Genomic DNA, 25,809 nt, shown 5'->3' with positions numbered 1-25,809 from the left:
GCCGGTTGGGTCAGCAGGCGGGGAGGTGGTCGAGCAGGTAGCGCTCGACGGCGTCGAGGCCGATCCGCTCCTGGGCCATCGTGTCGCGGGAGCGGATGGTGACCGCGTCGTCCTCGAGGGTCTCGAAGTCGACGGTGATGCAGTACGGCGTACCGATCTCGTCCTGGCGACGGTAGCGACGCCCGATCGCGCCGGCGTCGTCGAACTCCACGTTCCACCGGGCCCGCAGCAGCGCCGCGAGGTCACGTGCCTTCGGCGACAAGTCGGCGTTTCGCGACAGCGGGAGCACCGCGGCCTTGACCGGCGCGAGCCGAGGGTCGAGCCGCATGACGGTGCGCTTCTCCATCTCCCCCTTGGAGTTCGGCGCCTCGTCAGTGGTGAGCGCGCCGAGCAGGAACGCGAGCACGCAGCGGGTCAGCCCGGCGGCCGGCTCGATGACGTACGGCGTCCAGCGCTCGCCCTTGTCCTGGTCGAAGTAGGACAGGTCGACGCCGGAGTGCTTGGAGTGCGTCGTCAGGTCGAAGTCGGTGCGGTTGGCGATGCCTTCGAGCTCCGCCCACTCCGAGCCGCCGAAGCGGAACCGGTACTCGATGTCGACCGTGCGCTTGGAGTAGTGGGACAGCTTCTCCTTGGGGTGCTCGTAGAAGCGCATGTCCGCCGGGTCGAGCCCGAGGTCGACGTACCAGTCCCAGCGCGTCGACAGCCAGGTCTCGTGCCACTCCTCGTCCGTGCCGGGCTCGACGAAGAACTCCATCTCCATCTGCTCGAACTCACGGGTCCGGAAGATGAAGTTGCCCGGCGTGATCTCGTTGCGGAACGACTTGCCGGTCTGGGCGATGCCGAACGGCGGCTTCTTGCGCGCGGCGGTCATCACGTTGAGGAAGTTCACGAAGATGCCCTGCGCCGTCTCGGGGCGCAGGTAGTGCAGCGACCCCTCGTCCTCGGTCGCGCCGAGATGGGTACGCAGCAGCCCGTTGAACATCCGTGGCTCGGTCCAGGTGTCCTTGTTGCCGCAGTTCGGGCATGGCACGACCTTGAGGTCGACCGTGTCGGGATCGTCAATCTTCTTGCGCTCGGCGAACTCCTCCTGGAGGTGGTCGGCGCGAAACCGCTTGTGACAGGACTGGCACTCGATCAGCGGGTCGACGAAGGCGTCGAGGTGACCTGAGGCCTTCCAGACCTCCGAGGCGAGAATCACTGCGGAGTCGATCCCGACGACGTCGTCGCGGGTCTGGACCGTGGCACGCCACCACTGCCTGCGGATGTTCTCCTTGAGCTCTACGCCGAGCGGGCCGTAGTCCCAGGCGGACCGGGTGCCGCCGTAGATCTCCGACGACGGGAAGACGATTCCCCGTCGCTTGCAGAGGCTGACGAGGTCTTCGATGCGCGCGGCGTCGTGGGACTGATTGCTGGCCAAGGCGGGCGACTCCATCCGGCTGGCGGTCGGCGAGGAGAACTCAGAGTAGTGCGACTATGTCCGGCGTGAACCGGCGGCTGGTCAATGTGCTCGCGGGACTCGTTGCGTTGGCGATCTTTCTCGCCGGTTTGTTCGTCCCGGGCCGGGTCGGCGGCGCGATCCTGCTGGTGACCGTGGCGATGCTGGTCGCGGTCAGCTACGCCGTCTGGGACCAGGTACGTCCGCAGGGCAAACCGCTTCGCGTCGCGGTGATCGTCGTCATCACCGTGGTCGCCGTCGTCAAGCTCGTCCACGGCTGACCGGCTGACCGGCTGACCGGACGCTCAGGCCAGCGACCCGGCCCTCTCGAGCAGCTCGATCCGGTTCCCGAGCGGGTCGCGCGTCGAGCCTCGCCGACCTCCGAACAGGTCCGGCTGCTCACGCCACTGCGCCCCCGCCGCCGTGAGGCGCGCGACCGTTGCGTCGAAGTCGTCGACCACGAGGGCGAAGTGCATGTCGTCGTGCATCACCGCGTCCGCGCGCTCGGAGATGTGCAGCTGCGTGTGCCCGTCGATGTCGAACCACGCCCCGCCCGGTGACGTGCCCTCGGTCGGCTTCACCGCCGCGGTCAGCCCGAGTACGTCGGTGTAGAAGCCGGCGACCTGCGCCGTCTCGCCGGGCTTGACGACGAGGTTGACGTGATGCAGCCGCATCCGGGTCGACTCTCCCTCGGTCACAACGCGCCGCCGTAGCGGCGATCTCGACGGGCGTACTCCTCGATGGCGGCCCACAGGTCGAGCCGGTCGTAGTCAGGCCACAGCCGGTCCTGGAAGACCAGCTCGGCGTACGCCGACTGCCACAACAGGAAGTTCGAGGTCCGCTGCTCGCCGGAGGAGCGCACGAACAGGTCGACGTCCGGCATGTCCGCCTCGTCGAGGTAGCGAGCGAGGGTCCGCTCGTTGACCTTCGACGGATCGACCCGTCCCGCCGCGACGTCGCGCGCGAGCCCCGCGGCGGCGTCGGCGATCTCGGCTCGGCCGCCGTAGTTGACACACATCGTCAGCGTCAGGACGCGGTTGTTCCTGGTCAGCTCCTCGGCGGTTTCGAGCTCGGAGATCACCGACTTCCACAGCCGGGGGCGCCGGCCGGCCCAGCGCACTCGTACGCCCATCGCGTGCATGTCGTCGCGCCGGCGCCGGATGACGTCGCGGTTGAACCCCATCAGGAAGCGGACCTCGTCCGGCGAGCGACGCCAGTTCTCGGTCGAGAACGCGTACGCCGACAACCACTTCACACCGACCTCGATCGCGCCTTCGACGACGTCGAACAGCGAGCTCTCGCCCTGTTCGTGCCCGGCGGTCCGCGGCAGGCCACGCTCCTTCGCCCAGCGGCCGTTGCCGTCCATCACGATCGCGACGTGGTTCGGCACGAGGCCCGGCGGCAGCGTCGGCGGCTTCGCTCCCGACGGATGAGGGGACGGCGGGCGCACCACGGTGCGAACGCTACTGCGCGCCGCCCGGCCCGGCGTCCCTTCCTGGCTGGACGAGCCCGGACTCGTAGGCCAGCACGACCGCCTGAACCCGGTCGCGGCAGCCCAGCTTCGCCAGCATCGAGCCGACGTGTGACTTGACTGTGGCCTCGCCGAGGAACAGCTCGGCCGCGATCTCGGCGTTGGACAGCCCGCGCGCGACCAGCCGCAACACCTCCGACTCACGCTGACTCAGCGAGGGCAGGTCCGCCGGCGACCCTTCGCGCGGCCGGCTGGTGAACTCGGTGATGAGCCGACGCGTGACAGACGGAGCCAGCAGCGCGTCCCCTCGGGCGACCAGCCTGATACCCGCGATCAGATCCTCTGGCGGCGCGTCCTTGAGCAAGAACCCGCTCGCGCCGGCCCGCAACGCGTCGAAGACGTACTCGTCGAGGTCGTACGTCGTGAGGATGAGGACCGAGACCCGGCCGCCGGCGGAGGTGATTCGCCGGGTCGCCTCGATCCCGTCCACCCGCGGCATGCGGATGTCCATCAGGACTACGTCAGGCGCGAACTGGCGGGCGGCCGACACGGCCTCCGCGCCGTCCGATGCCTCACCGACCACCTCCAGCCCTGGTTCGGCGTCGAGCAGCTTGCGGAAGCCGGCGCGCACCAGCGCCTGGTCGTCGGCGATCAGCAGTCGAAGCGTCACGGAACCATCACCGCCGACGGCCGGTTGACCGGCAGTCGCGCGTGCACCCGGAAGCCCGGCCCCGGTTCGCGAGGTCCGGTTTCGAGCGTTCCGTCGTAGATCGCGATCCGCTCGCGCATTCCCGCCAGGCCGTGCCCACCGGTCGGCAGCGACGCGGGTCCGGCCGCACCGTCATCGACGATCTCGATGTCGAGCGCACCGCCGCACCACCCGATCCGCACCTGCGCAACGCTCGCGGATGCGTGCTTGACGATGTTGGTGAGGGCCTCCTGCACCACCCGGTACGCGGCCAGATCGACACCAGGCGGCAGGCCCTCGAAGTCACCGGTCGCGGTCAAGTCGATGCGTACGCCGGTTGCCGTCACCTGTTCGATGAGCGCGTCGAGATGCCGCAGGGTCGGCTGCGGTTGGCGGGACGCCACCTCATCGGTACGACGGATCAGGCCGAGCAGCCGCCGAAGCTCGACGAGTGCCTCCCGGCCGGTCGACTCCACCGACTCCAACACTGAGCGCGTGCTGTCCGGGTCGCTCATGCCGACGGCCAGCGCCCGGCGCTCGGCGGAGGCCTGCACGACCATCAGCGACAAGCTGTGCGCGACGACGTCGTGCAGCTCGCGCGCGATCCGCGATCGCTCCTCGATCACCGCCTCGGCGGCCAACCGGCCCTGATCGAAGGCAAGCCGGTCGGCCCGCGCTCGCTCGAGAGCCGCCTGCTCCTTGCGGCGGCGCAGGGTGTAACCGACGGTCCAGGCCAACACGGTGAACACCAGCGCGGGGAGAACGTCGCCCGGCGACTGACCGGCACCGAGCGCGAACAGCCAGCCGGGCAGAATGACGAGCGCGATGAGAGCCGTGGTCCACGCCTGACGTGCACCGCGAACATCGGCGCCGAGAATGTACGACGCGGCCAACATGATGAGGAACGCCTCGAAGCTGGCCTGGTTCTTCGGTGGGTACAGCGCAATGTCCCAAACCGTGACCAGCGCAATCGCGCTCACAGCGCAGGATGCGGGCCACAGTCGCCGGAAGGCCAACGGCAGCGACGATGCAAGCAGGAACGCGACGTGTCCCGCTGGAGCGCCCGGGAAGTTCTCGCTGTGCGGGTTCGCCGCCAGGTCACCGAGTCCGATGACGACGACGGCAACCGCGCACGCCCAGTCGCGAAGGACATGGTTGCGGAACAGTCGCAGCGCGAGCGTCACGCCATGACCGTAACCATTGCCGGCTGCAATCTTCTCCGCCTTGCGGGGGAAGCCGGGTCCCACCACAGGGGGAATCTGTCGGACCGCGGTTCCGCCCATGACCGCGCTCGACCAACCTCGCGACGGAGGCGACGAGCACTCGTCGGTTCGTAACGTCCCGCCGTCAGCAATCCACGGCCGCACCGGCCACCACGAAAGGGACCACCAATGCGTACCGTGCTCGCCACAGTCATCGCGACCGCCGTTGCCACGACGCTCGGCGGTGCCGGCCTTGCCCTCGCCGACAGCAGCGACCCCACGACCGCCGTGATCGCGCTGGTCGCACACGACAACCACGACCACGACATCGACCTTGGACACAAGGGCTTCAGCGTCGGCGACGAAGACCTGTCAACCGCGAAGCTCACGATGAACGGTCAGGCCTACGGGAGCATCGACGGTGTCTGTCTGGCAACGTTCGTGACCAAGCCGACGGCACATGAGCTGTGCACCCAGACCCTGGACCTGCCCAACGGCTCCCTCGTCGCGGTCGGCACCGTCACGTCGAGCCCGCAGGGCCCGGCGCCGTTCGACTGGTCGATCACCGGCGGCACGGGCAGCTACGCCGATGCGAGCGGCTTCGTCCACGTCATCCCGGGCAACGCGACAGTGCACATGACGATCCACGTCACGAGCTGAGCCTCGCCGCTGGGCCCGGTCCGGATGGACCGGGCTCAGCCGCGTTCCACGAGGCGAAGCGATCGCAGACCTCGTTCGAGATGCCACTGCAGGTACGCCGCGACGACGCCGCTCGTCTCGCGTTGGGTCTTCGCGGAGGCCGCGTCTGCGACCGTCCAGTCCCCACTGAGGAGAGCAGCCATCAGCTGCAAGGTGTCGGTGGAGACCATCGGCGCACCCGGCGGTCGATGGTCGCCACAAACGACACCACCGGAGCCGACCACGAACGCGCGGTGCGGGCCCGGCGTACCGCACAACGCGCAGCCGTCGAGCACCGGCTCGTAGCCGGAGATCGCGAGCGCGCGCAGGATGAAGGCGTCGAGCACCAACGTGGGCGTGTGGTCGCCGTCGGCGAGCGCGCGGAGCGCTCCGACCATCAGCAGGAACAGCCGCAGTGACGGCTCCCGCTCTTCGGCGGTCAGCCGCTCCGCCGTCTCGAGCACCGCGGTTCCCGCGGTGTAGCGCGCGTAGTCCGTCGCGATCGCCTCACCGAACGGCGCGAGCGTCTCCGCCTGCGTCACGATGTCGAGGCCACCGGCGCCTTCGATCGCGGAGGTGTGCAGCTGAAGATCCACGTGCATGAACGGCTCGACCCGCGCACCGAACTTCGACCCGGTGCGGCGTACTCCCTTGGCGACCGCACGAACCCGGCCGTGCCGCCGAGTCAGCAGCGTGACGATGCGATCGGCCTCGCCCAGCTTCTGGGTGCGAAGGACGACGGCCTCGTCGCGGTACAGCGGCACGCCTTGATTCTCCCCGGCCATCCGCGCGTTGCGCGACTGTACGACGGGCGAGTCGAGGTTGCGCAGGTACGGTTGGAAGCCCAGCACCCCGTCGCAAGCGAGGCCTGACACCGTGACTCGGCCGATCTCCAGCCGGCTCCACAGCGCCGCAGCGCTGGTCGGCGCGACACTGCTCGCCGCAGCGGCGTTGAGCACCCCCGCCGCACATGCGTCGGAAGCCACGACGACCGTGACCGTCCTGCTGAAGGCGCCGGACCCGGCGCGCCTGGCACGGCTCGCCACCGCGGCCGGAGCCCACCATGCCGAGCGGGTCCGCCGCCTCGACGCGGTGCTGCCCGGCGCGGCCGCGCACCAGACCGTACGTACCGCGCTGACCTCCGCCGGGTTCGCCATCGGCCACCAGACCGCGTGGACCATCAACGCGTCCGCGCCGGCCTCGGTCGTGGCCGCAACTTTCGGTCTGCTCGGCGGGGTCACCCACTCGACGGCGCACGACGTCGTCGCCGACCTTCCGACCAGCATCGCCGGCGTCGCCTCCGCGGTGCTCGACGACTCCGACGCGACCCCGCTGTTCCGCACGCAGGACACCCTCGCCGGTCCGGACTTCCGCAACGCGTATGCAGCCCCGCTGCAGTCGCCGTCGGAGGGGCGCGACAAGAACGGCCCCCTCACCATCGCCTCGCTGCAGTTCGCGAACTGGAACGACGTCGACCTCAGCAAGTACGCCGCGCAGCCGTCGGTGAACATCGCGCCCGATCCGGTCGCAAGCGGTCAGTACAAGCAGTTCGCCGTGGCGTCGAGCAAGATCTCGCCGGCCACGCCGGACCTCGACGAGGAGGTCGACCTCGACCAGGAGGCGCTGCTGTCGACCGCCCCGCACGCCAACCAGCGCGCCTACTTCGACACGAACAGCAGCGGCGGCTACGTCCAGGCGTTGAGCCAGGTCCTCGCCGACGTGACGCAGGGCCAGGGCAAGTCCGCCGACGGCGGCGACCCCCACATCGTGGCGCTGACCACCTCCTGGGGCGCCTGCGAGGACGACTTCACCGCGAACTTCCCGGGGGACTCGATCAAGGCGATCGAGTCGTTGCTGCAGTCGCTGGACGCCGCGGGCGTGACCATCTTCGCGGCCTCCGGAGACGACGGCATCTACGACTGCGGCCGATCCAAGACCTCGACCAAGGTCGCGGTGGACTACCCCGCGAGCTCGCCGGAGGTGGTCGGTGTCGGCGCCACCCGGCTGGTCGCGGTCGGGGGCAAGGCCGCCAACGACGGCACCAACTGGGTGGACAAGGGCTGGACCTGCACCGACCCGACCTCCTGTCAGGCGAGCTCGGGCAGCGGCGGCTCCGGAGGTGGTGAGTCCGACACGTTCCCGATCCCGGCCTACCAGAGCAGCGGGATCGGCCGGGAGCCGTTCAAGACCGCGACCGGCACAACCGGCGACTTCGGCAAGCAGGCACGCCGCCTCGTGCCCGACATCGCCGTCAACGGTGACCCGGCGTCCGGCTTCGAGATCCTCACGACCGACCAGAACGCGACCTGCAAGAACCAGCTGCCGCTGTTCTGCAACCCGACGTCGAACCCCGCGACGCTCACCGTCGGCGGCACCAGCCTTGCGGCGCCGGTCGCGGCGGCGCTGTTCACCAACATGCTGTCCGCCCACGGCGCGACGAGCGGCGTCGGGGACATCCACAGCGCGCTGTACTCGGCGTACGCCGGCAAGCCGGCGACGTTTCGCGATGTGACCTCCGGCAGCAACGGCGCGCAGTCCGATGCCGACCGCGCCCGCACCGACCTGCCGGTCAGGGCGATGAAGGGCTTCGACACGGTCAGCGGTCTCGGCGCGCCGTTGTGGCCGTCGCTCGCGCCGTACGTGTTCTCCCCGAAAGCCCCGGCGGCGCAGGCGACGATCGCACTGGCGGACCCGCACGTCCGCAAGCGCGCCACCAACGTCGTCGTTCACTGGCACCCAGCCAACCCCGGCGTCGGCGCGCTGCTGGCGTCGAGCGCGTCGGTGACGATCACGCACGTCGGCGCGGCGGCGCCGGTGTACACGTCCAACACCGCGCCGGCCACGGGGTCCTACCGCTTCACCGCGGTCACCGGCGGCACCTATGTCGTGAAGGTCACCGAGTACGACGCTGCGGGCAAGCACGCGGCGGCCGTGCGGCAGGTCCTCGCCGTGCCGTACGACGACACGACGATGCGGCTCACCGGCTCGTGGCGCACCGTGCCCGGGGCGACCGACTACGCCGGATCGCACATCGAGACCTCCGCGAAGGGCGCGACTGCCGTGGCAACCGCGCGCGGCACGACGTACGAGCTGCTCGTCCGCACCGGCCCGACGTACGGCAAGCTCGCGATCTTCCAGGGTCCCAAGCGCATCGGCACCTACGACCTGTTCAGCTCCGCGCCGGGACACACCACGATCCCGTTCTTCGGCGGCATTCACACGCCGGCGAAGACGCGCACCTTCACCTTCAAGTGCACCGGTGTCCGCGGCACGTTCTCGTCGGGGACCACGGTCGGCATCGACGGGCTCGCGGTCACCCGCTGACCGCGAGAGCAGACGGCGCTAGGCGAAGCCGAGCCGGTTGAGCTGCTTGGGGTCGCGCTGCCAGTCCTTGGCGACCTTGACCCGCAGATCGAGGTAGACCTGCGCTCCCAGCAGTGCCTCGATGTGACGGCGGGCTTCGGTGCCGACCGCGCGCAGCCGCTCACCCCCGGTGCCGATCACGATGCCTTTCTGGCTCTCGCGCTCGACGTACATCACCGCGTGGATGTCGATCCGGGTGTCGCTGCGCACCATCTCCTCGACCACGACGGCGATCGAGTGCGGCAGCTCGTCTCGTACGCCGCCCAGCGCCGCTTCGCGGACCAGCTCAGCGACCATGACCGACTCCGGCGCATCGGTCAGCTCGTCGTCGAGATAGAGCGGACGGCCCTGCGGGAGCCGGGCCAACAGGAGGTCCGCCAGCAGGTCGACCTGGAAGCCGTCGACCGCACTGACCGGCACCACCTCGTCCCAGTCCGCCAGCTTCGACACCTCGATCAGCCGCTCGCCGACGACGTCCTTGCCGGCGAGGTCGCACTTGGTGACGACGGCCAGCGCCGGCGTCTGCCCCGCGATCGCGCGGAGCTGGTCGATGATGAACCGGTCCCCCGGACCGATCTTGTCGGTCGCCGGCACGCAGAACACGACGACGTCCACCTCTGCGACGGTCGCGCGCACCAAGTCGTTGAGCCGCTCACCCAGCAGCGTGCGGGGCCGGTGGAAGCCGGGAGTGTCGACCAGCACGAGCTGCCCCTCCGGGCGCGAGACGATGCCACGAATCGCGTGCCGGGTGGTCTGCGGCCGGTCGCTGGTGATGGCAACCTTGGAACCGACGAGCGCGTTCGTCAGCGTCGACTTGCCGGTGTTCGGCCTGCCGAGCATGCAGGCGAAGCCGGACCGGAACCCCGCCTCGGGCTGTGCCGTCACTCGGCGACCACGTGCAGCACCGGATCACCGAGGCCGGCCAGCGCCGTGTCGTCGACGTTCGGCTGTGCGGTCACGACCACCGCGGCCTCGAGGCGCCTCACCCCGCTGGAGGCCGCCGCCGCCACCGCCGCCTGCAACGCCGTCAGGACCAACCCCGGCAGCGTGACGGAGGCCGCCACGTAGGTGCGCCCGATGTCGTCGCGGACCGCGGCGCCCTCCGCGGCGCCACTGCGCGCCCGTGCCGAACGCGCGAGGGTGACGAGCTTCTCGTCCTCACTGTCCACGTCAGCCACCCTATGAGCGCTTGCGCTTCGCGGCGGGCGCCGGTTCCTGCCGCTCGATCAGCACGGTGCCCACCTGGTTGCGACGCCCTTTGCCACCTTCGGCGGTGAACCGCAGGCCATGCAGCTCGACCGTCGCGCCGGCGATCGGCACCCGGCCGAGCTCCGCGGCGAGCAGGCCGCCCACCGTCTCGACGTCCTCGAGGTCGAAGGACACGTCGAAGCGTTCCTCGAGGTCGTCGATCGGCACGCGCACGCTGACCCGCAGGCTGCCGTCCTCGAGCTCCTCGATGCGTGGACCTTCGCGGTCGTACTCGTCGGTGATCTCACCGACGATCTCCTCGAGGATGTCCTCGATCGTGACCAGGCCCGCCGTACCGCCGTACTCGTCGATGACGATCGCCACGTGGACCTGCTTCGCCTGCATCTCCCGCAACAGCTCGTCCACGGGCTTGGAGTCCGGGATGAGGTACGCCGGGCGCATCACCTCGTCGACCCGGACCGCGGTCTGCGCCTCGCCGTCATAGGCCTTGCGGACGAGGTCCTTGAGATAGGCGACCCCGACGACGTCGTCTTCGTTGTCGCCGATGACCGGGATGCGGGAGAACCCGCTGCGCAACGCCAACGAGATCGTGTGGCGAACCGTCTTGGACCGCTCGATCCACACCATGTCGGTGCGCGGGACCATGACCTCGCGAGCCAGCGTCTCGCCGAGCTCGAAGACCGAATGGATCATCTCCCGCTCGCTGCTCTCGATGACCTGACGCTCCTCGGCGAGGTCGACGAGGTCGCGCAGCTCCGCCTCCGATGTGAAGCCCGAGTCGCGCGCGACCTTGCCGGGCACCAGCGCGCTGCCCATCGCGATCAGCACCTGCGTCACGGCGATGCTGACCGCCCGCAGCGCAAGCACCAGCCGTGAGGTGAGCAGCGCTATCCGCTCCGAACGCTCACGCCCGATGGTGCGTGCCGCGACGCCGACGACCACGTAGTGCAGCAGCGCGACACCGACGCCCGCGACCAGCACGGCCTGCCAGATCGAGCCGAGCTCCCGCACGCAGACGACCGCGACCAGTGTCGCGACCAGCATCTCCCCGACGGTTCGCGCCAGCAGGAGCACGTTGAGGTTCGTGGGCGCCTCGCGCACGACGCGTTCGAGCCGCTCGGTGCCGCGTCGGCCCTCGCGAAGCAGCTCCTCGACCCGCAACCGTGACACGTGAGCGAGCGCGGACTCGGCCACGGCCAGCACCGCGGAGGCGAGAAGCAACACAGCCGCGAGGACGAGCGCCCAGGCGTCCGTCGTGGTCATGGCGCCTGGTTGTCCGTCGAGCGCAGGGCGTCCTTCGAGGTCTTCCAGCCGTCGAGCAGTCGGGCCTGCAACCCGAACATCTCGCGTTCGTCGGCCTCATCGGCGTGGTCGTACCCGAGCAGGTGCAGCACGCCGTGAGTGCACAACAGCTCCAGCTCCGCCGCCGTCGAGTGGCCCGCCTGCTTCGCCTGGGCCTCGGCGACCGCGGGACACAGCACCACGTCGCCCAGCAGGGTCGGCGGCACGTCGCCTTCGAGGTCGTCGCGCTGGTCGTTGAGCTCGTCCATCGGGAACGCGAGGACGTCGGTCGGGCCTGGTTCGTTCATGAAGTGCACGTGCAGCGCCGTCATTGCCTCGACGTCGACGAGCCGGATCGCCAACTCGACCAGCGGGTTGACGCCCATCTCGTTGAGGACGAACCTCGCCACCCGCTCGATGCGGTGTACGTCGACGTCCGCGCCGGTCTCGTTGGCGACCTCGATGCTCATTCGATCAGCTGCCGTTGCGCGGCGCACGGCGCTTCGGCGGGTGCGCGGCCGGCGCCGAAGCCGCCGCCTGCTCGGCGTCGTGGCGGGCGTAGGCGTCGACGATGTCGCTGACCAGCTTGTGGCGAACCACGTCTTGCGAGGTCAGCCGGCAGAAGTCGACGTCGTCGATGCCGTCGAGGATCTGCTGGACGGTCCGCAGACCGCTCTGCGTGCCGGTCGGCAGGTCGACCTGGGTGACGTCTCCGGTGACCACCATCTTCGACCCGAAGCCGAGCCGGGTGAGGAACATCTTCATCTGCTCGGCGCTGGTGTTCTGCGCCTCGTCGAGGACGATGAAGGAGTCGTTGAGGGACCGGCCTCGCATGTACGCCAGCGGCGCGACCTCCACCACACCCGACGCCAGCAGCCGCGGGATCGACTCCGGGTCGACCATGTCGTGCAGCGCGTCGTAGAGCGGCCGCAGGTACGGGTCGATCTTCTCGCTGAGCGTGCCCGGCAGGAACCCGAGCCGCTCCCCCGCCTCGACCGCCGGCCGGGTCAGGATGATTCGGTTGACCCGCTTGGCCTGCAACGCCTGGACGGCCTTCGCCATCGCCAGATAGGTCTTGCCGGTCCCGGCCGGGCCGATGCCGAACACGATCGTGTGGGCGTCGATCGCGTCCACGTAGCGCTTCTGGTTCAGCGTCTTGGGCCGAATCGTCTTCCCGCGGCTGGACAGGATGTTGAGGCTGAGCACCTCGGCGGGTCGCTCGTCGGTCTCCTGGCGCAGCATCGCCAGCGATCGCGACACCGCGTCGGAGGTCAGCACGCCGCCGCGATCGAGCAGCGTCAGCAGCTCCTCGAACAGGTGCGCACCGAGCTCAACCTCTTCGGGCGGGCCGGACAGCGTGATCTCGTTGCCGCGGACGTGGACGTCGCAGCTGAGGGACTGCTCGATGAGGTGGAGCAGCTCGTCGCTCGAGCCGAGCAGCGACACCATGCTGCGAGCGCCGGGCACGACGATGCGCGTCGTCGTCGTACTTGCCTGTGGCCGGGTTGCCATGTCTGCACTCCAGGCTAGCCGGGCGGCCAACCCATCGGGCGGCCACCGAGCACATGGATATGGCAGTGGAACACCGTCTGGAACGCCGCCTCGCCCGTGTTGGCCACCAGCCGGTAGCCGCCGTCGGCCACGCCTTCGACCTGCGCGACTTCGACGGCCAGCCGGAACAGGTCGCCAACATCGACGTCGCCGGCCGCCGCCACCTCGGCCACGTTGCGATGGTGGTCTTTCGGGATGACCTGAACGTGGACCGGTGCCTGCGGCGCGATGTCGCGAAACGCGATCGCCGTGTCCGACTCGGCCACGATGTCGGCCGGGATCTCACGCGCGACGATCTTGCAGAAGATGCAATCCGGATCGCTCATGGCGCGAGCGTACGGGTCAGCGCCAGCGGGTTTGCGAACAGATCGCGGCCAGCGCCGCCACTCCTGCCGTGGAGCTGCGAAGGACGGCGTCCCCCAGCCGGACCGGTTGCGCGCCTGCCGCGGCAAACGCGGCTAGCTCGTCGTCCGCGATGCCGCCTTCGGGCCCGACCACGACGACGACCTCCTGGCCACTCGCCGCGGCCGCGTCCACGGTCAGCGGGTGCACGGCCGACTCGTGCAGGACGAGCGCCCGCGACGCGGTCATGAGTCGCGCCGCCACCTGCGCCGTCGACAACGGACCCGCGACCGTCGGCCACCAGGTGCGGCGGGACTGCCGGGCGGCTGCGGCCGCCGTCGCCTCCCACTTCCCCGCCGTACGGTCGGTCCACTTCGCGACGCTGCGCGAGGCCGACCAGCCCAGAATCTCGTCGACCCCGACCTCCGTCATCGCCTCGACGGCGTCCTCGTCACGGCCGCCCTTCGCCAGCGCCTGGACGACGACCAGCCGCGGCTGCGGACGCGGGACGTGCACGACGCGGCCGACCGCCAGGTCGAGCTCGCCGCGCCGCACGCCCGACACGGCACACTCCCAGCGGGAGCCGGCCCCGTCGGTCAGCCACACCGGTTCACCGACCCGCAGCCGGCGTACGTCGGCGGCGTGATGCCCCTCGGCGCCGCGCAGGGTGAGAACGCCCTGGCCATCCGCGCCGGCCGTACCGTCCGGTACGCGGAAGACAGGAGGGGTCACCCCTCGATCATGGCTGACTACTTGAACGCGTCACGGAGCCGGGAGAACAGCCCGCCGCCGTTGCCGGCCGCCGGGTTGCTCACCGTGATCTCCGGGTGCTCCTCACCGCGTGCCTTCGCCAGCTCGCGGAGCAGCCGTTCCTGTTCCGCGTCGAGCTTCGTGGGCGTGACGACCTCGTAGTGGACGTGGATGTCACCTCGCCCGACGCCCCGGTTGAGATGCGGTACGCCGCGACCGCGTAGCGTTGTGACGCTTCCGGACTGCGTGCCCGGCTTGACGACGAGCCGCTCCTCGCCGTCGAGGGTCGTCAGCTTGACCTCGGTGCCGAGCGCCGCCGCGGTCATCGGGACCTCGACCTTGCAGTGCAGGTCGTCGCCGTCGCGGACGAACGACGGATGGGTGCGCTCGTGGATCTCGACGTAGAGGCTTCCGGCCGGACCGCCACCCGGGCCCACCTCGCCCTCGCCGGCCAGCCGCAGTCGCATCCCGTCCTCGACTCCGGCCGGCACCTTCACCGTGACGGTCCGACGCGCCCGCACCCGGCCGTCGCCGCCGCAGTCCGGGCACGGGTTGCGGATCTTCGTCCCGAAGCCCCCGCAGTCCGGGCACGGCCGAGCCGTCACGATCTGCCCCAACAGCGACCGTTGCACCGACTGCACCTCGCCGCGACCGCTACAGGTCTGGCAGGTCTCGGGATGAGTGCCCGGCGCGGTGCCCGCGCCGTTGCACTTGCTGCACCGCACCGCGGTGTCGAGCGTGAGGTCGCGCGTCGTACCGAATGCGGTGTCCGCGAGGTCGAGCTCGATCCTGATCAGCGCGTCGGCTCCGGGCTGGATCCGCGAGCGCGGTCCGCGCGAGCCCATGCCACCCGCGCCGCCGAAGAACGCGTCCATGATGTCGGCGAAACCGCCGAACGGTCCGGCCGGCCCCGCACCACCACTCGTCGACAGCGGGTCACCGCCAAGATCGTGCAGCTGCCGCTTCTGCGGGTCGGAGAGCACCTCGTAGGCGGCGGTGACGTCCTTGAACCGGTCCTGCGCCTCAGGGCTGGGGTTGACGTCCGGGTGAAGCTCACGGGCGAGCTTGCGGTAGGCCTTCTTGATCTCCTCCGGCGTCGCGGTGCGGGACACCCCGAGGATCGCGTAGTAGTCGCGCGTCGGTGGCACGGTGCGCTCAGCCCTCTGCCAGCACGTGACCGACGTAGCGGGCGACGGCGCGCACCGCGCCCATCGCGCCGGGGTAGTCCATGCGCGTCGGGCCGACGATGCCGAGCGAGGCGAACGCGCCGACCCCGTCGAGGCCGTAGCCGGTCGAGACGACCGACGCGGTCCGCAGGCCCTCGTGCGGGTTCTCCTCGCCGATGCTGACGTGGACCGTCTGGGGTTCGGCGGTCTCGCCGAACAGCCGCAGCAGCACCACGTGCTCCTCCAGCGCCTCGAGCACCGGGCGGATCGACCCTGCGAAGTCCAGCGCGCTGCCGCGGGCGAGGTTGGCGGTGCCCGCCATCACGACCCGCTCGTCGACCTGCTCGACCAGCGTCTCGAGGACGGTCGCGACCACCGTGCTGACGTTGGCGCGGTCGTCCGGCGCGAACGAGTCGGGCAGGTCGGCCATCAACGTCGGCGCCTCCGCCAGCTGATGGCCGGCGATGAGGGAGTTGATCCGGGCCCGCAGCTCGGCGACGTCGTTCTCGCTGAGCGCGCCGGGCAGCTCCACGACCCGCTGCTCCACCCGGCCGGTGTCGGTGATCAACACGACCATCAGGCGCGTCTCGGACAGCCGCACCATCTCGAGGTGGCGCACGGCGGAGCGGGTCAGCGACGGGTACTGCACGACGGCGACCTGGCGGGTGAGCTGGGCAAGCAGCCGCACCGTGCGGTTGACCACGTCGTCGAGCCCGACCGCGCCGGCAAGGAACCCTTCGATCGCGCGGCGCTCGGGACCGCTCAGCGGCTTGACCGTCGACAGCTTGTCGACGAACAGCCGGTACCCCTTGTCGGTGGGGACCCGGCCGGCGCTGGTGTGCGGCTGGGTGATGTAGCCGTCCTCTTCCAGCGACGCCATGTCGTTGCGGATCGTCGCGGGCGAGACGCCCAGCGGGTGCCGCTCGACGAGCGCCTTCGAGCCGACCGGCTCGTTGGTCGCGACGTAGTCCTCGACGATCGCGCGCAGCACGTCGAGCTTGCGGTCCTCGATCACGGTGCGCGCCTCCTCACCCGTCTGGCACTCACGGCGGTCGAGTGCCAAGTGTACGGCGTACCGACCGCTCGTGCCGACCGCTCGTGCCGACCGTGACACGGCCGACACAGCGGCGTAACGCAGCCGCGCGAGTCTGACCTCGGGCATGCCGCCACCGAAGGGAGGACCCGATGGGCGTCCAGCTGCGCGTCAGCCTGCCGGATCAGCCGGGCACGTTGGCACGCATCAGCCGAGCGATCGCCGCGAGCGGGGCCGACGTGCTGTGGGTCTGCGTGCTGGAGTCCGAAGGCGGCCGGGCGATCGACGACTTCGGGCTGCGCTGGCCGGACGACACCGACTTCCAGCCGCTGCTCGAGGCGGTCGCGGCCGAACGCGGAATCGAGGTGATCAGCTGCCGGAGCTCGCGGCGCCTGATGGCGGAGCGGGCGGACCTCGATCTGCTCGGCTATCTGCTGACCGCGCCCGGGCGCGGCGTCGAGACCCTCGTCGACATGGCGCCGGCGGCGCTGGACGCCGACTGGGCGCAGCTGCGGGAGCCGGACCGGTCGTCACCGGCGCGCTACCCGGAGGGCGTACCCGCACACGACGAGCTCGCGCCGGACCGGATGCCGGTGCGGGCGATGGCGGGCAGCGCCGGAGAGGTTGCCTGGGCGCAGTTCCCGCTCGCGGCGTTGGGGATGGTACTCGTCATCGGCCGCGACGGCGGCCCGCCGTTCCTGCGTCCCGAGCTGCGTCACGCCGAAACCGTCATAGCCCTGGCGCTGCGTACCCTCGTCGCCCTCCGCGACACCAAGGACGCCACCGACCTGACAGCGTCCTTAACGACACACAAACGTTGCGGAAGCCGCCTTCCGGCACCGCCCGGCGTACCGAGAACGTGATTCCTGCAACGTTTGTGTGTCCTTGCGTACGGTTTGCGGGTGCGTCGGCTCGCTTGGCTCGCCTCGCTGGCTTGGCTCGCCTCGCTGGCTTCGCTGGCTTTACTCGTTTCGTTTGTCTCGCCCGCTTCGCTCGCGGGTGCGATCGCGGGCGAGGTGCCGGCGGGCGCGGTCACCTCGGCGAGCGAATGCCTGCGGCCGCATCGGTTCCATCCGGCGACCGGTACGACGCAGCACGGCGATCTTCGGGTCATCGGCATCCAGTACGACCAGCAGGTCGCCGACGTCACGAGCTACGCGACCTTCCGCCACGCGATGACCTGCCTCATGCGCGAGTTCGTCGTACCCCACGAGCGACCGGGCGAGCCGACGCTCGTGGTCTTCAACGAAGACATCGGGCTGATGACGCTTGCCACCGGCAGCCGCGGCGCGCTCGTCCGGGCGCAGGAGGCGACACCGCTGCGGGCGCCGGCCGGCGACACCGAACCCGTGGGGGCCGCGGTCGCGCTCGGCGAGCTCAACGCGGCGTACGCGCCGCAGGTCGCCGCCTACCAGGCGATGTTCGGGCCGATCGACCCGCGCAAAGAGGTGCTCGTCGCGGAGACCGACACGATGGTGCGCGCCTTCGACCTGACCTTCAGCGCCATCGCGAAGCGCTTCGGGGTCTACCTCGTCGCGTCGAACAACCAGGCGCCCTATCGCGAGACCCACTCCCCGGCGCTGGTCCGGCTCTTCGGCGATCCGGCGATTCCCGGATTGCGCACGGCTTACGTCGCGACGAGCTCGAAGGTCTACAACACGACCTTCCTGTGGGGGCCGCACGACGTGCATCCTCACGCGCCGGCCGGCGAGCGCAACCTGCTGTTCCGCAACGAGAAGGTCCCGCTGACCAGCCTCGAGTCGAGCATCCTCGATCTCGACCCCGGCCCGTCGAGCGGACCCGCGGCGATCCGCAACGCCGCCGGGTACGTCGTCGCGGGGCACCGGCTCGGGTTCGCGACGAGCCTGCCTGCCTTCGCCTACGGCTACCCGTTCGGCAGGCGGCCACGGCACTTCCGGCCGTGCGCCGATCTGGCCGTCTCCTACATGGCGTGCATGAGCAAGCTCGGTGTCGACACCGTCATCCAGGCCGAGGCCAACCCGGGACGGTGGGCCGGCAACGGCGGCGCCGGTGACTGGCAGCCGCTGGACTGGATGGGGTCGGCATGGCGCGCCGTCGCCGATCCGACGGTGCGGTTCCGGTACGCCGTGAACCCGATGCTGGTCGGCAACCTGCTGGATCTCGACTTCGACGGCCAGTCCGCCATCCTCGCCCGCGGCTACCGCGGGCCGCCACGTCACTACGTCGGGGACGCGCGCCTCGATCGCGACGACGGCGATCCCGCCTCCGCGGCGGTGTACGCCGGCGCGAAGCGGCAGTTCATGGCGCTCGCGCCCTGGGTGCAAGCGGGCGGTTCGCGAGCAGCGTTGCGCACGGAAGGTGCGAGACTCGCCGCCGGATCCGGGTCGTCGCAGGAAGACGACTACGTCGAGACCGCGGTCTACGCCGACCTCGCACCCGCAAAGGAACCCAGATGACCGAGCTCACCCGACGGCATCTGCTGACCGGCGCAGCGGTCGGAGCGGCCGCGACGGTGATGCCGTGGACCGCCGAACAACCACTCGCTGCCGCGCCGGCGCGCGGGACGAGCCACGCGGACGTCGTCGTCGTCGGAGCCGGCTTCGCCGGGATCAGCGCCGCCCGACACCTGATGTCGCACGGCGTCGATGTCGTCGTTGTCGAAGCCCGCGACCGCGTCGGCGGCCGGACGCTGAACCACCCGATCGACTCGACACACATCGTCGAGGTCGGCGGGCAATGGCTCGGACCCGAGGTGAACCTGCCGAACCGCGGGCTGTCGGATCCTGCCGACTACCCGACCGACGACGCGGTCACCGGCCAGAGCCACATCTGGCAGCTGGCGCGCACGGTGGGCGTCGCGGCGTACCCGACGTACAACGACGGCAAGTACGTCGACTACCGCAACGGCCGCCGCGCCACCTATTCCGGCCGGATCCCGCTCGACACGCCAACCGGCGCGGTCGAGGCCGCCGAGGCGATCCTCGCGATCGACCAGCGGTGCCTCACCGTTCCGCTCGACGAACCGTGGCACGCGCCCAACGCCGCCGAGTGGGACGCGATGACGATCCAGTCCTGGATGGACCACGGCGACACGTTCGCCGGGCAGCCGTTCGCCGGCCTCGTCACCAAGGACGGGCGGCAGCTGGTCGAGCTGGCCGTCGAGTCGGTCTTCTCCGCCGAGCCACGCGACATCTCCATGTTGCACGCGCTGTTCTACACCCACGCTGCAGGCAGCTTCGGCTCGCTCGTCAACACCGACAACGGCGCGCAGATGTACCGGCTGCACGGCGGTTCACAGCTCATCGCGATCCGCGCCGCACGTGCGCTCGGCGAGCGGCTGCGACTGTCCTCACCGGTGCACGCGATCGAGCAGACGGCGCACGGCGTGACCGTGCGCGGCGCCGACTTCGAGGTGCGCGCGGCGCGTGTCATCGTCGCGATCCCGCCCACGCTGGCCGGCCGGATCGACTACTCGCCGGCGATGCCCGCGTTGCGCGACCAGCTCACGCAACGCATGCCGATGGGAACCGTCATCAAGGTGCAGTGCGTGTACGACGAGCCGTTCTGGCGCTCAGCCGGCCTGGCCGGGCAGGCGACCTCGGACACCGGTCCGGTGAAGATCACGTTCGACAACTCACCGCCCGATGCAACCGACTCGCACGGCCCGGGGGTCCTGATGGGGTTCATCGAAGGGTCCGAGGGCCGACGGGCGTTGAGCACCACCATCGAGGACCGCCGGCGCGGCGTCATCGACAGCTTCGCCCGTTACTACGGCGAGAAGGCCCGCAAGCCGACGGCGTACGTCGAGAAGTCGTGGGCCGCCGAACAGTGGACCCGCGGCTGCTACGCGGGCTACTTCGGGCCGGGCGTCTGGTCGGACTACGGCCGTGCCCTGCGCGCACCGGTCGGCCGGATCCACTGGGCCGGTACCGAGACCGCGACCGTCTGGACCGGCTACATGGACGGCGCGGTCCGCTCCGGCGAGCGCGCCGCCGACGAAGTTCGCGAGGCGCTCGGTCAGCGCAGGTAGTGATCCGACCGTGACTTCCAGGACGAGGGCGCCAGGTGGGTCGGCTGCGGGCCGCGACCGAGCAGCCAGGTGAGCGCGCGCAGCCGCTCGTCGGCGCTGAGCCGTTCCGGCAGCGACCGAAGGACGACCGCAAGCTCTCGCGCCACGTAGTCCTCGGGCCAGTCCGCCGTCGTGAATCCCAAGCCGAGATCGACGTGATGGACGATCACCTCACGCCAACGATGGAACGGCATCGCGTCGCACGGCCACGTCGTCCCCGACGCGGTGAGGCCGTGACCATCCCAGGCCTCGGGCGTCATCCGCGACCACACCTGCGAGACGGCTGCGCAGCTCGCGGTGACATCGGCGATGAGGTCGGCCGCGGAGTGAGACGACCCTTCCTCGATCGCGGCGGCGCGACCTTCGAGACCGCCTTCGTACTGCGTCACTGCGCGGCCGTCGATCGCCGCGCTCATCATCCGGACGAACGCATCGCCGTTCCGCGCGATGTGCGTCAGCACGTGACCCACCGACCAGTCGGGCAGCAGCGACGCCGAGCGGGCCTGCTCGTCGGTCAGACCCTTGATGTCAGCGACAAGACGGCGTTGTGCCGCGAGCGCGCCCCTGATCGCCTCCTCACGCTGGGCCACGCGCTCGCTCATGGCCGCATCATCCCGGCCCTGGCGTGCTGACGCGAAGCGAATACCGGCCACCTCGCGGGAAGAGCCAGACTTCCCGGTCGGCCCCCCGGCGCTGGACCCGGTAGGACGCCCCGCTCACCGAGATCGCCCCCCGAAAGACCGCCGGGACCTCGACCAGGGTTGCCGCCGTACGGTCGCCGGCCGTGACGGCGTGGCGGGCGGTCGCGACGACCTTCGCCGTACCGGTGAACGGGTCGCTGGTCGCCGTCAGCAGCGTCCCGTCGGTCAGCACCGGATAGACCCGCGACGTACGACGCACCCGCTTCGGCTGGGCCGTGCCGCGGATCGACCTGCCGTAGAACGGCGGGCCGTACACGCCCCAGAACGTGTTCGGCTCGGTGTCGTTGGCGTTCTCCTTCCACAGCCACATCGTGCCGCCGAGCAGGTGCTGTTCCTGCTGCGCGTACTGCTGAGCAAGGACCGTCCCGTCGCTCGCCGGCGGACCGCCGAACTCCCCCACCCACAACGGCAACCCGAGCGCCTTCGCATCCCCCATCGCCGCGGCGTAGTCCGAGGCGAACGTTGCGATCTCCGGCAGTCCGGTCTCCGCGCCGAGGCTGAACACGTCGGTGTAGATGTGGGGCGCGTAGACGGCGTTCGGGTAGCTCGACACCGCCGACCAAGGGGTGAAGTAGGCGCGCTGTGACGTGGTGTTGCGCTCGACGCCCGGCTCGAAGAACAGCAGTTGCCGGAAGGTGGGGACCGCCTTGCGGATGGTGCGCGCGACCTTGGCCCAGAACGGCAGCATCTCGACGGTGTTCTCGGCCTCGGGCAACGTGCCGGGCTCGGGTTCGTTCATCAGGTCGTAGCCCGCCACGGCCGGATCGTCGGCGAACCGTTTGGCGAGCACCGCCAGCACGCGCGCGTAGTGCTCCTGCAGGCCGACGCCGTCGGGTGCGGTGAAGTCCGACCAGAACGCCTGCGCGTCACCGATCACCGCAGGGTCGAGTTCACGGATGTTGTCGACCGTGCACGCCGGGAGCGCGGAGCGGGTCGCCCACTTCGGCGCCCCGTCGTACCCGACCGTAGGGCCGGTCGGCGGCGGGCACTTGGCGCCGGCCGGTGTGAAGACGTACTTGCTCCAGGCGTCCTGGTGCATGTCGATCGTCACCCAGATCCCCTGGCGGCGTGCCCACCCGACGACCTGAGCGATGCGCGCGATGTAACGACGGTCGATGTGGCTCGGTCGCGGCTCGAGCAGCGACCACGACACGTTGAGCCGGATGTTGTCGTAGCCGAGCCGGCGCATCTGCGGCAGGTCGAACCAGCAGATCGGCACGCCCTCGACGTGCGGGTCGTCGCGAGGACAGCGATGGTCGCGGTAGGCGGCAGGAGAGGTCGGGTACGGCGGTTCGAGAGAGGGCTGCCAGTAGTCGACCAGACCGTCGATGTTCACGCCCCGGAGCAGCACCGTCCGGCCGTGCGAGTCGACGATCTGGCGCAGCCCGTTGCTGCCGACACCGCCGACGTGCAGGAAGCTCATCGGCCGGTCACCGGTCGCGGCGTACGCCGACCGCGGCGGGGCCGGGCGCTCGCCGGCACCGCCGGCTGCACCGGCCGCCGGAGCGCCGAGCGCAGCGAGAACCGCGACGATGCCGAGTGCGAGCGCCCGCTTCACGTACCGACCATTGCACGGACCACGGCGTCGGCGAGCAACCGACCGCGGAAGGTCAACACCGCCGTGCCGTCACCGAGCGCCGCCGCGTCCAGCAGCCCGTCGTCCGCCGCGTCCGCCGCCGCGCCGCGCGCGTGCGCGTCCAGGTCGCTCAGCGGCAGACCGCTGCGCAGCCGGATCGCGAGCATGATCCGCTCGACCCGGCGGTCCTGCGCGGTGAGCCGTTCGCGCGCCGCAGCGGGTGAGGCGCCGCCGAGGAGCCGAGCGGCGTAGTCACGCGGATGCTTCACGTTCCACCAGCGAACCCCGCCGACGTGGCTGTGCGCGCCCGGCCCGATCCCCCACCAGTTCGCGTCAGTCCAGTAGAGCAAGTTGTGCCGCGACCGGGCCTCGGGCGTGCGAGCCCAGTTCGAGACCTCGTACCACTCGAAGCCGGCCGCAGCCAGCCGCTCGTCGGCGATCGCGTAGCGATCCGCAAGCACGTCGTCGTCGGGCGCGGGCAGCTCCCCGCGACCGATCCGCGCCGCCAACCTGGTGCCGGCCTCGACGATCAGCGAGTACGCCGACACGTGGTCGGCTCCGCTGTCGACGGCGGCATCCAGCGAGGCCCGCCAGTCGGCGTCCGTCTCTCCCGGCGTGCCGTAGATCAGGTCGACGTTGACGTGCTCGAAGCCGGCCGCCTTGGCCTCCGCGACGGCTTGCGCCGCCCGGCCCGGGGTGTGGCGACGGCCGAGCACGGCGAGCACGCCGGACGCGACCGACTGCATGCCGAAGCTGATCCGGGTGAAACCGCCGGCTCGCAGCTCGTCGAGGTAGGCGCGGTCGACGGACTCCGGGTTCGCTTCGGTCGTGACCTCGACGTCGGAGTCCAGGCCGAACATCGTGCGGACGCAGCCGAGGAGCGCGTTGAGATCGGCGGCAGGCAGCAGGGTCGGCGTACCGCCACCGAAGAACACCGTCGAGGCGCGTGGCCGATCCCGGCCGAGCACTCGTGCCGCAAGCTCCATCTCACGTGCCGCGGTGTCCGGGTAGTCCCGCTGGGACGCGCCGCCGCCGAGCTCAGCCGCGGTATAGGTGTTGAAGTCGCAGTACCCGCACCGTGATGCGCAGAACGGCACGTGCAGGTACACCCCGAATGGCCGGCTCGCGAGCTCGTCGTACGCGGCGGCCGGCAGCATGCCGTCAGCCGGCGCAGGCTCCCCCTCAGGCAGCGATGACGGCACCCGTCAAGTCTGCGGCAGCGAACCCTCGAGCCCTCTCGCCCCGCTCGCCCCGGCCCGTCTTCCGAAGTAGCACACAACCGCCCCGGGAAACCGGACACCGTGCGACAACTTGCACATTTCGAGCCGGGTTGTGTGCTACTTCGGGCAAAAATGGGGGCGAAGAGGGGGGGTACGGCGGGTACGGCGGGTCAGTCGTTGGTGGCGTTGGTGGACAGCGCGGCGATGAAGGCCTCCTGCGGGACCTCGACCCGGCCGACCATCTTCATGCGCCGCTTGCCTTCCTTCTGCTTCTCGAGCAGCTTGCGCTTGCGGGTGATGTCACCGCCGTAGCACTTCGCGAGCACGTCCTTGCGCATCGCGCGAATGTTCTCGCGCGCGATCACCCGTGAGCCGATCGCCGCCTGGATCGGGACCTCGAACTGCTGGCGCGGGATGAGCTCGCGCAGCTTCGTCGCCATCGACGTGCCATAGGCGTAGGCCTTGTCCTTGTGCACGATCGCGCTGAAGGCGTCGACCGCCTCGCCCTGCAGCAGGATGTCGACCTTCACCAGGTCGCCGACCTGCTCCCCCGCGGGCTCGTAGTCCAGCGACGCGTAACCGCGAGTCCGTGACTTCAGCTGGTCGAAGAAGTCGAAGATGATCTCACCGAGCGGCAGCGTGTACTTCAGCTCGACGCGGTCCTCGGAGAGGTAGTCCATCCCCTTGAGCGAGCCGCGCCGCGCCTGGCAGAGCTCCATCACCGCGCCGACGTAGTCGTTGGGAAGCAACAGCATCGCGTCCACGACCGGCTCGTAGACCTCGCCGATCTTCGCGCTCGGCCAGTCCGCCGGGTTGGTGACGATGGCCTCGCCGCCGTCTTCGAGATCGACCCGGTAGACCACGTTGGGTGCGGTGGAGATCAACGCCAGGTCGAACTCCCGCTCCAGGCGCTCGCGAACGATCTCCAGGTGCAGCAGGCCGAGGAAGCCGCAGCGGAAGCCGAAGCCGAGCGCGGTCGAGGTCTCCGGCTCGTAGACCAGCGCGGCGTCGTTGAGCTGCAGCTTGTCCAGTGCGTCGCGCAGCAGCGGGTAGTCGCTGCCGTCGATCGGGTAGAGCCCGGAGTAGACCATCGGCTTCGGGCTGCGGTAGCCGCCCAGCGACTCGGTCGCCGGCCGCGCGGCGCTCGTGATGGTGTCGCCGACCCGGGCCTGCCGGACGTCCTTCACACCCGAGATCACGTAGCCGACCTCACCCACCCCGAGGCTTGCCGTCGGGGTCGGGTCGGGCACCGCGACCCCGACCTCCAACGTCTCGTGAGAGGCGCCGGTCGACATCATCAGGCAGCGTTCGCGGGTGGTGAGCCGGCCGTCGACCACCCGGACGTAGCTGATCACGCCGCGATAGATGTCGTAGACCGAGTCGAAGATCAGCGCACGGGCCGGTGCGTCCGGATCGCCCACCGGCGGCGGCACCTGGGCCACGACCTGGTCGAGCAGGTCGCGTACCCCCTCCCCCGTCTTGGCGCTGACCCGCAACACGTCACCGGGCTCGCAGCCGATGATCCGCGAGATCTCCTCGGCGTACTTGTCGGGCTGCGCCGCCGGCAGGTCGATCTTGTTGAGCACCGGGATCAGCGTCAGGTCGTTCTCGATCGCGAGGTAGAGGTTGGCAAGCGTCTGTGCCTCGATCCCTTGCGCCGCATCGACCAGCAGGATCGCGCCCTCACAGGCGGCGAGGCTGCGGCTGACCTCGTAGGAGAAGTCGACGTGGCCGGGGGTGTCGATCAGGTGCAGCACGTGGTCGTCGCCGTCGACGGTCCACGGCAGGCGCACGTTCTGGGCCTTGATCGTGATACCGCGCTCGCGCTCGATGTCCATCTTGTCGAGGTACTGAGCGCGCATCTGCCGCGAGTCGACGAGGCCGGTGAGCTCGAGCATCCGATCGGCGAGCGTCGACTTGCCGTGGTCGATGTGCGCGATGATGCAGAAGTTGCGGATCCGCTTCGGATCCGTCGCGTCCGGCGTGGGCACGTTCCATCGTCGCACGACGAGATCGCGAGTTGGTCGTCGTCGCGGCCCGGCTGCTAGCCTGATCGACGCACGTTTCCGCCAATCCGACTTTGCCGAGGTAG

At 70.2% G+C, this 25,809-nt stretch carries 23 protein-coding genes and 2 pseudogenes; 6 read left to right on the top strand and 19 right to left on the bottom strand.

The annotated features are described in order from the left end of the window. Positions 1-10: 10 nt before the first annotated feature. Positions 11-1,417 carry a glycine--tRNA ligase gene (locus VG899_02300; protein HWA65185.1) on the bottom strand — a complete coding sequence of 469 codons (1,407 nt, stop codon included), beginning with the start codon at positions 1,415-1,417 and terminating at the stop codon, positions 11-13. A 32-nt stretch (positions 1,418-1,449) separates the two neighbouring features. Here VG899_02300 and VG899_02295 point away from each other — a divergent pair. Continuing rightward, positions 1,450-1,716 (top strand): annotated as a pseudogene (locus tag VG899_02295) (DUF6703 family protein). Between the two features lie 24 nt (positions 1,717-1,740). Here VG899_02295 and VG899_02290 read toward each other — a convergent pair. From VG899_02290 to VG899_02275, 4 genes are read right to left on the bottom strand one after another with little or no spacing between them, the layout of a single operon-like run. Beyond that, positions 1,741-2,133, bottom strand: coding sequence for a VOC family protein (locus VG899_02290; GenBank protein HWA65184.1), 393 nt, complete (start codon positions 2,131-2,133; stop codon positions 1,741-1,743). Continuing rightward, positions 2,130-2,888 carry an isoprenyl transferase gene (locus VG899_02285; protein HWA65183.1) on the bottom strand — a complete coding sequence of 253 codons (759 nt, stop codon included), beginning with the start codon at positions 2,886-2,888 and terminating at the stop codon, positions 2,130-2,132. Before VG899_02285 ends, VG899_02290 begins: the two co-directional genes overlap by 4 nt. 10 nt (positions 2,889-2,898) lie before the next feature. Then, positions 2,899-3,576: a response regulator transcription factor gene (locus tag VG899_02280; protein ID HWA65182.1), complete on the bottom strand. Its 678-nt coding sequence runs from the start codon at positions 3,574-3,576 to the stop codon at positions 2,899-2,901. After that, positions 3,573-4,778: a histidine kinase gene (locus VG899_02275; GenBank protein ID HWA65181.1), complete on the bottom strand. Its 1,206-nt coding sequence runs from the start codon at positions 4,776-4,778 to the stop codon at positions 3,573-3,575. The genes VG899_02280 and VG899_02275 overlap by 4 nt, the downstream gene beginning before the upstream one ends. Before the next feature lie 207 nt (positions 4,779-4,985). Here VG899_02275 and VG899_02270 point away from each other — a divergent pair, with 207 nt between their 5' ends. Then, the gene (locus VG899_02270) at positions 4,986-5,456 is read left to right on the top strand and encodes a hypothetical protein (protein HWA65180.1); all 471 of its coding nucleotides are present in this window, start codon (positions 4,986-4,988) and stop codon (positions 5,454-5,456) included. Between the two features lie 35 nt (positions 5,457-5,491). Here the strand turns inward: VG899_02270 and recO are convergent, their stop codons facing one another. After that, positions 5,492-6,238, bottom strand: coding sequence for a DNA repair protein RecO (gene recO, locus VG899_02265; GenBank protein ID HWA65179.1), 747 nt, complete (start codon positions 6,236-6,238; stop codon positions 5,492-5,494). Between the two features lie 229 nt (positions 6,239-6,467). On the opposite strand from recO, the gene VG899_02260 reads away from it, so the two are divergent. Then, entirely contained in the window at positions 6,468-8,798 is a 2,331-nt protein-coding gene (locus VG899_02260; protein HWA65178.1) for a hypothetical protein, read from the top strand. Positions 8,799-8,816: 18 nt separating this feature from the next. Here VG899_02260 and era read toward each other — a convergent pair whose 3' ends face one another. The 9 genes from era to hrcA form a co-directional block, all read right to left on the bottom strand. Beyond that, complete coding sequence (gene era, locus VG899_02255) at positions 8,817-9,722, bottom strand: GTPase Era (protein ID HWA65177.1); 906 nt, start codon at positions 9,720-9,722, stop codon at positions 8,817-8,819. Beyond that, complete coding sequence (locus VG899_02250; protein HWA65176.1) at positions 9,719-10,015, bottom strand: cytidine deaminase; 297 nt, start codon at positions 10,013-10,015, stop codon at positions 9,719-9,721. Before VG899_02250 ends, era begins: the two co-directional genes overlap by 4 nt. Position 10,016: 1 nt before the next feature. Next, complete coding sequence (locus tag VG899_02245) at positions 10,017-11,309, bottom strand: hemolysin family protein (GenBank protein HWA65175.1); 1,293 nt, start codon at positions 11,307-11,309, stop codon at positions 10,017-10,019. Further along, positions 11,306-11,797, bottom strand: coding sequence for an rRNA maturation RNase YbeY (gene ybeY / locus VG899_02240; protein HWA65174.1), 492 nt, complete (start codon positions 11,795-11,797; stop codon positions 11,306-11,308). Before ybeY ends, VG899_02245 begins: the two co-directional genes overlap by 4 nt. A 4-nt stretch (positions 11,798-11,801) precedes the next feature. Beyond that, positions 11,802-12,776 (bottom strand): PhoH family protein, encoded by a 975-nt coding sequence (locus VG899_02235; protein HWA65173.1) that lies wholly within the window; start codon positions 12,774-12,776, stop codon positions 11,802-11,804. 77 nt (positions 12,777-12,853) lie between these two features. Further along, positions 12,854-13,204: a histidine triad nucleotide-binding protein gene (locus VG899_02230; protein HWA65172.1), complete on the bottom strand. Its 351-nt coding sequence runs from the start codon at positions 13,202-13,204 to the stop codon at positions 12,854-12,856. Positions 13,205-13,220: 16 nt separating this feature from the next. Continuing rightward, positions 13,221-13,952: a 16S rRNA (uracil(1498)-N(3))-methyltransferase gene (locus VG899_02225; protein ID HWA65171.1), complete on the bottom strand. Its 732-nt coding sequence runs from the start codon at positions 13,950-13,952 to the stop codon at positions 13,221-13,223. Between the two features lie 17 nt (positions 13,953-13,969). After that, positions 13,970-15,118: a molecular chaperone DnaJ gene (gene dnaJ / locus VG899_02220; protein HWA65170.1), complete on the bottom strand. Its 1,149-nt coding sequence runs from the start codon at positions 15,116-15,118 to the stop codon at positions 13,970-13,972. 7 nt (positions 15,119-15,125) lie between these two features. Next, on the bottom strand, positions 15,126-16,298 hold the full coding sequence (gene hrcA, locus VG899_02215) for a heat-inducible transcriptional repressor HrcA (protein ID HWA65169.1): 1,173 nt from the start codon (positions 16,296-16,298) through the stop codon (positions 15,126-15,128). Between the two features lie 23 nt (positions 16,299-16,321). Between hrcA and VG899_02210 the strand changes: the two genes are divergently transcribed. From VG899_02210 to VG899_02200, 3 genes are read left to right on the top strand one after another with little or no spacing between them, the layout of a single operon-like run. After that, the gene (locus VG899_02210; protein HWA65168.1) at positions 16,322-17,032 is read left to right on the top strand and encodes a hypothetical protein; all 711 of its coding nucleotides are present in this window, start codon (positions 16,322-16,324) and stop codon (positions 17,030-17,032) included. 39 nt (positions 17,033-17,071) lie between these two features. After that, the gene (locus tag VG899_02205; GenBank protein ID HWA65167.1) at positions 17,072-18,607 is read left to right on the top strand and encodes a hypothetical protein; all 1,536 of its coding nucleotides are present in this window, start codon (positions 17,072-17,074) and stop codon (positions 18,605-18,607) included. Next, a complete protein-coding gene (locus VG899_02200) occupies positions 18,604-20,181 on the top strand; it encodes a flavin monoamine oxidase family protein (GenBank protein HWA65166.1) in 1,578 nt (525 codons plus the stop codon). The genes VG899_02205 and VG899_02200 overlap by 4 nt, the downstream gene beginning before the upstream one ends. Here the strand turns inward: VG899_02200 and VG899_02195 are convergent. From VG899_02195 to lepA, 4 genes and pseudogenes are all read right to left on the bottom strand, one after another. Beyond that, a complete protein-coding gene (locus tag VG899_02195) occupies positions 20,169-20,822 on the bottom strand; it encodes a maleylpyruvate isomerase family mycothiol-dependent enzyme (protein HWA65165.1) in 654 nt (217 codons plus the stop codon). The two genes, VG899_02200 and VG899_02195, sit on opposite strands and share 13 nt — an antisense overlap. A gap of 7 nt (positions 20,823-20,829) precedes the next feature. Then, the gene (locus VG899_02190) at positions 20,830-22,479 is read right to left on the bottom strand and encodes a cellulase family glycosylhydrolase (protein ID HWA65164.1); all 1,650 of its coding nucleotides are present in this window, start codon (positions 22,477-22,479) and stop codon (positions 20,830-20,832) included. Beyond that, the gene (gene hemW, locus VG899_02185) at positions 22,476-23,654 is read right to left on the bottom strand and encodes a radical SAM family heme chaperone HemW (protein ID HWA65163.1); all 1,179 of its coding nucleotides are present in this window, start codon (positions 23,652-23,654) and stop codon (positions 22,476-22,478) included. The genes VG899_02190 and hemW overlap by 4 nt, the downstream gene beginning before the upstream one ends. A 233-nt stretch (positions 23,655-23,887) precedes the next feature. Continuing rightward, positions 23,888-25,678 (bottom strand): annotated as a pseudogene (lepA, locus tag VG899_02180) (translation elongation factor 4). Positions 25,679-25,809: the final 131 nt, after the last annotated feature.

The organism is Mycobacteriales bacterium, assembly GCA_035550055.1.
Taxonomy (GTDB): domain Bacteria; phylum Actinomycetota; class Actinomycetes; order JAFAQI01; family JAFAQI01; genus DASZTV01.
The sequence above is the reverse complement of the archived record's forward strand: the minus strand, read 5'-3'. Positions and strand labels throughout refer to the sequence as shown.

What these genes read in the sequence shown, in the direction of transcription:
- VG899_02270 (HWA65180.1), top strand. Translation starts at nt 4,986, where the DNA reads ATGCGTACCGTGCTCGCCACAGTCATCGCGACCGCCGTTGCCACGACG.
- VG899_02200 (HWA65166.1), top strand. Translation starts at nt 18,604, where the DNA reads ATGACCGAGCTCACCCGACGGCATCTGCTGACCGGCGCAGCGGTCGGA.
- VG899_02230 (HWA65172.1), bottom strand. Translation starts at nt 13,204, where the DNA reads ATGAGCGATCCGGATTGCATCTTCTGCAAGATCGTCGCGCGTGAGATC.
- hemW (HWA65163.1), bottom strand. Translation starts at nt 23,654, where the DNA reads ATGCTGCCGGCCGCCGCGTACGACGAGCTCGCGAGCCGGCCATTCGGG.
- hrcA (HWA65169.1), bottom strand. Translation starts at nt 16,298, where the DNA reads ATGCCCGAGGTCAGACTCGCGCGGCTGCGTTACGCCGCTGTGTCGGCC.
- VG899_02235 (HWA65173.1), bottom strand. Translation starts at nt 12,776, where the DNA reads ATGGTGTCGCTGCTCGGCTCGAGCGACGAGCTGCTCCACCTCATCGAG.
- VG899_02245 (HWA65175.1), bottom strand. Translation starts at nt 11,309, where the DNA reads ATGACCACGACGGACGCCTGGGCGCTCGTCCTCGCGGCTGTGTTGCTT.
- VG899_02210 (HWA65168.1), top strand. Translation starts at nt 16,322, where the DNA reads ATGGGCGTCCAGCTGCGCGTCAGCCTGCCGGATCAGCCGGGCACGTTG.
- VG899_02195 (HWA65165.1), bottom strand. Translation starts at nt 20,822, where the DNA reads ATGAGCGAGCGCGTGGCCCAGCGTGAGGAGGCGATCAGGGGCGCGCTC.
- ybeY (HWA65174.1), bottom strand. Translation starts at nt 11,797, where the DNA reads ATGAGCATCGAGGTCGCCAACGAGACCGGCGCGGACGTCGACGTACAC.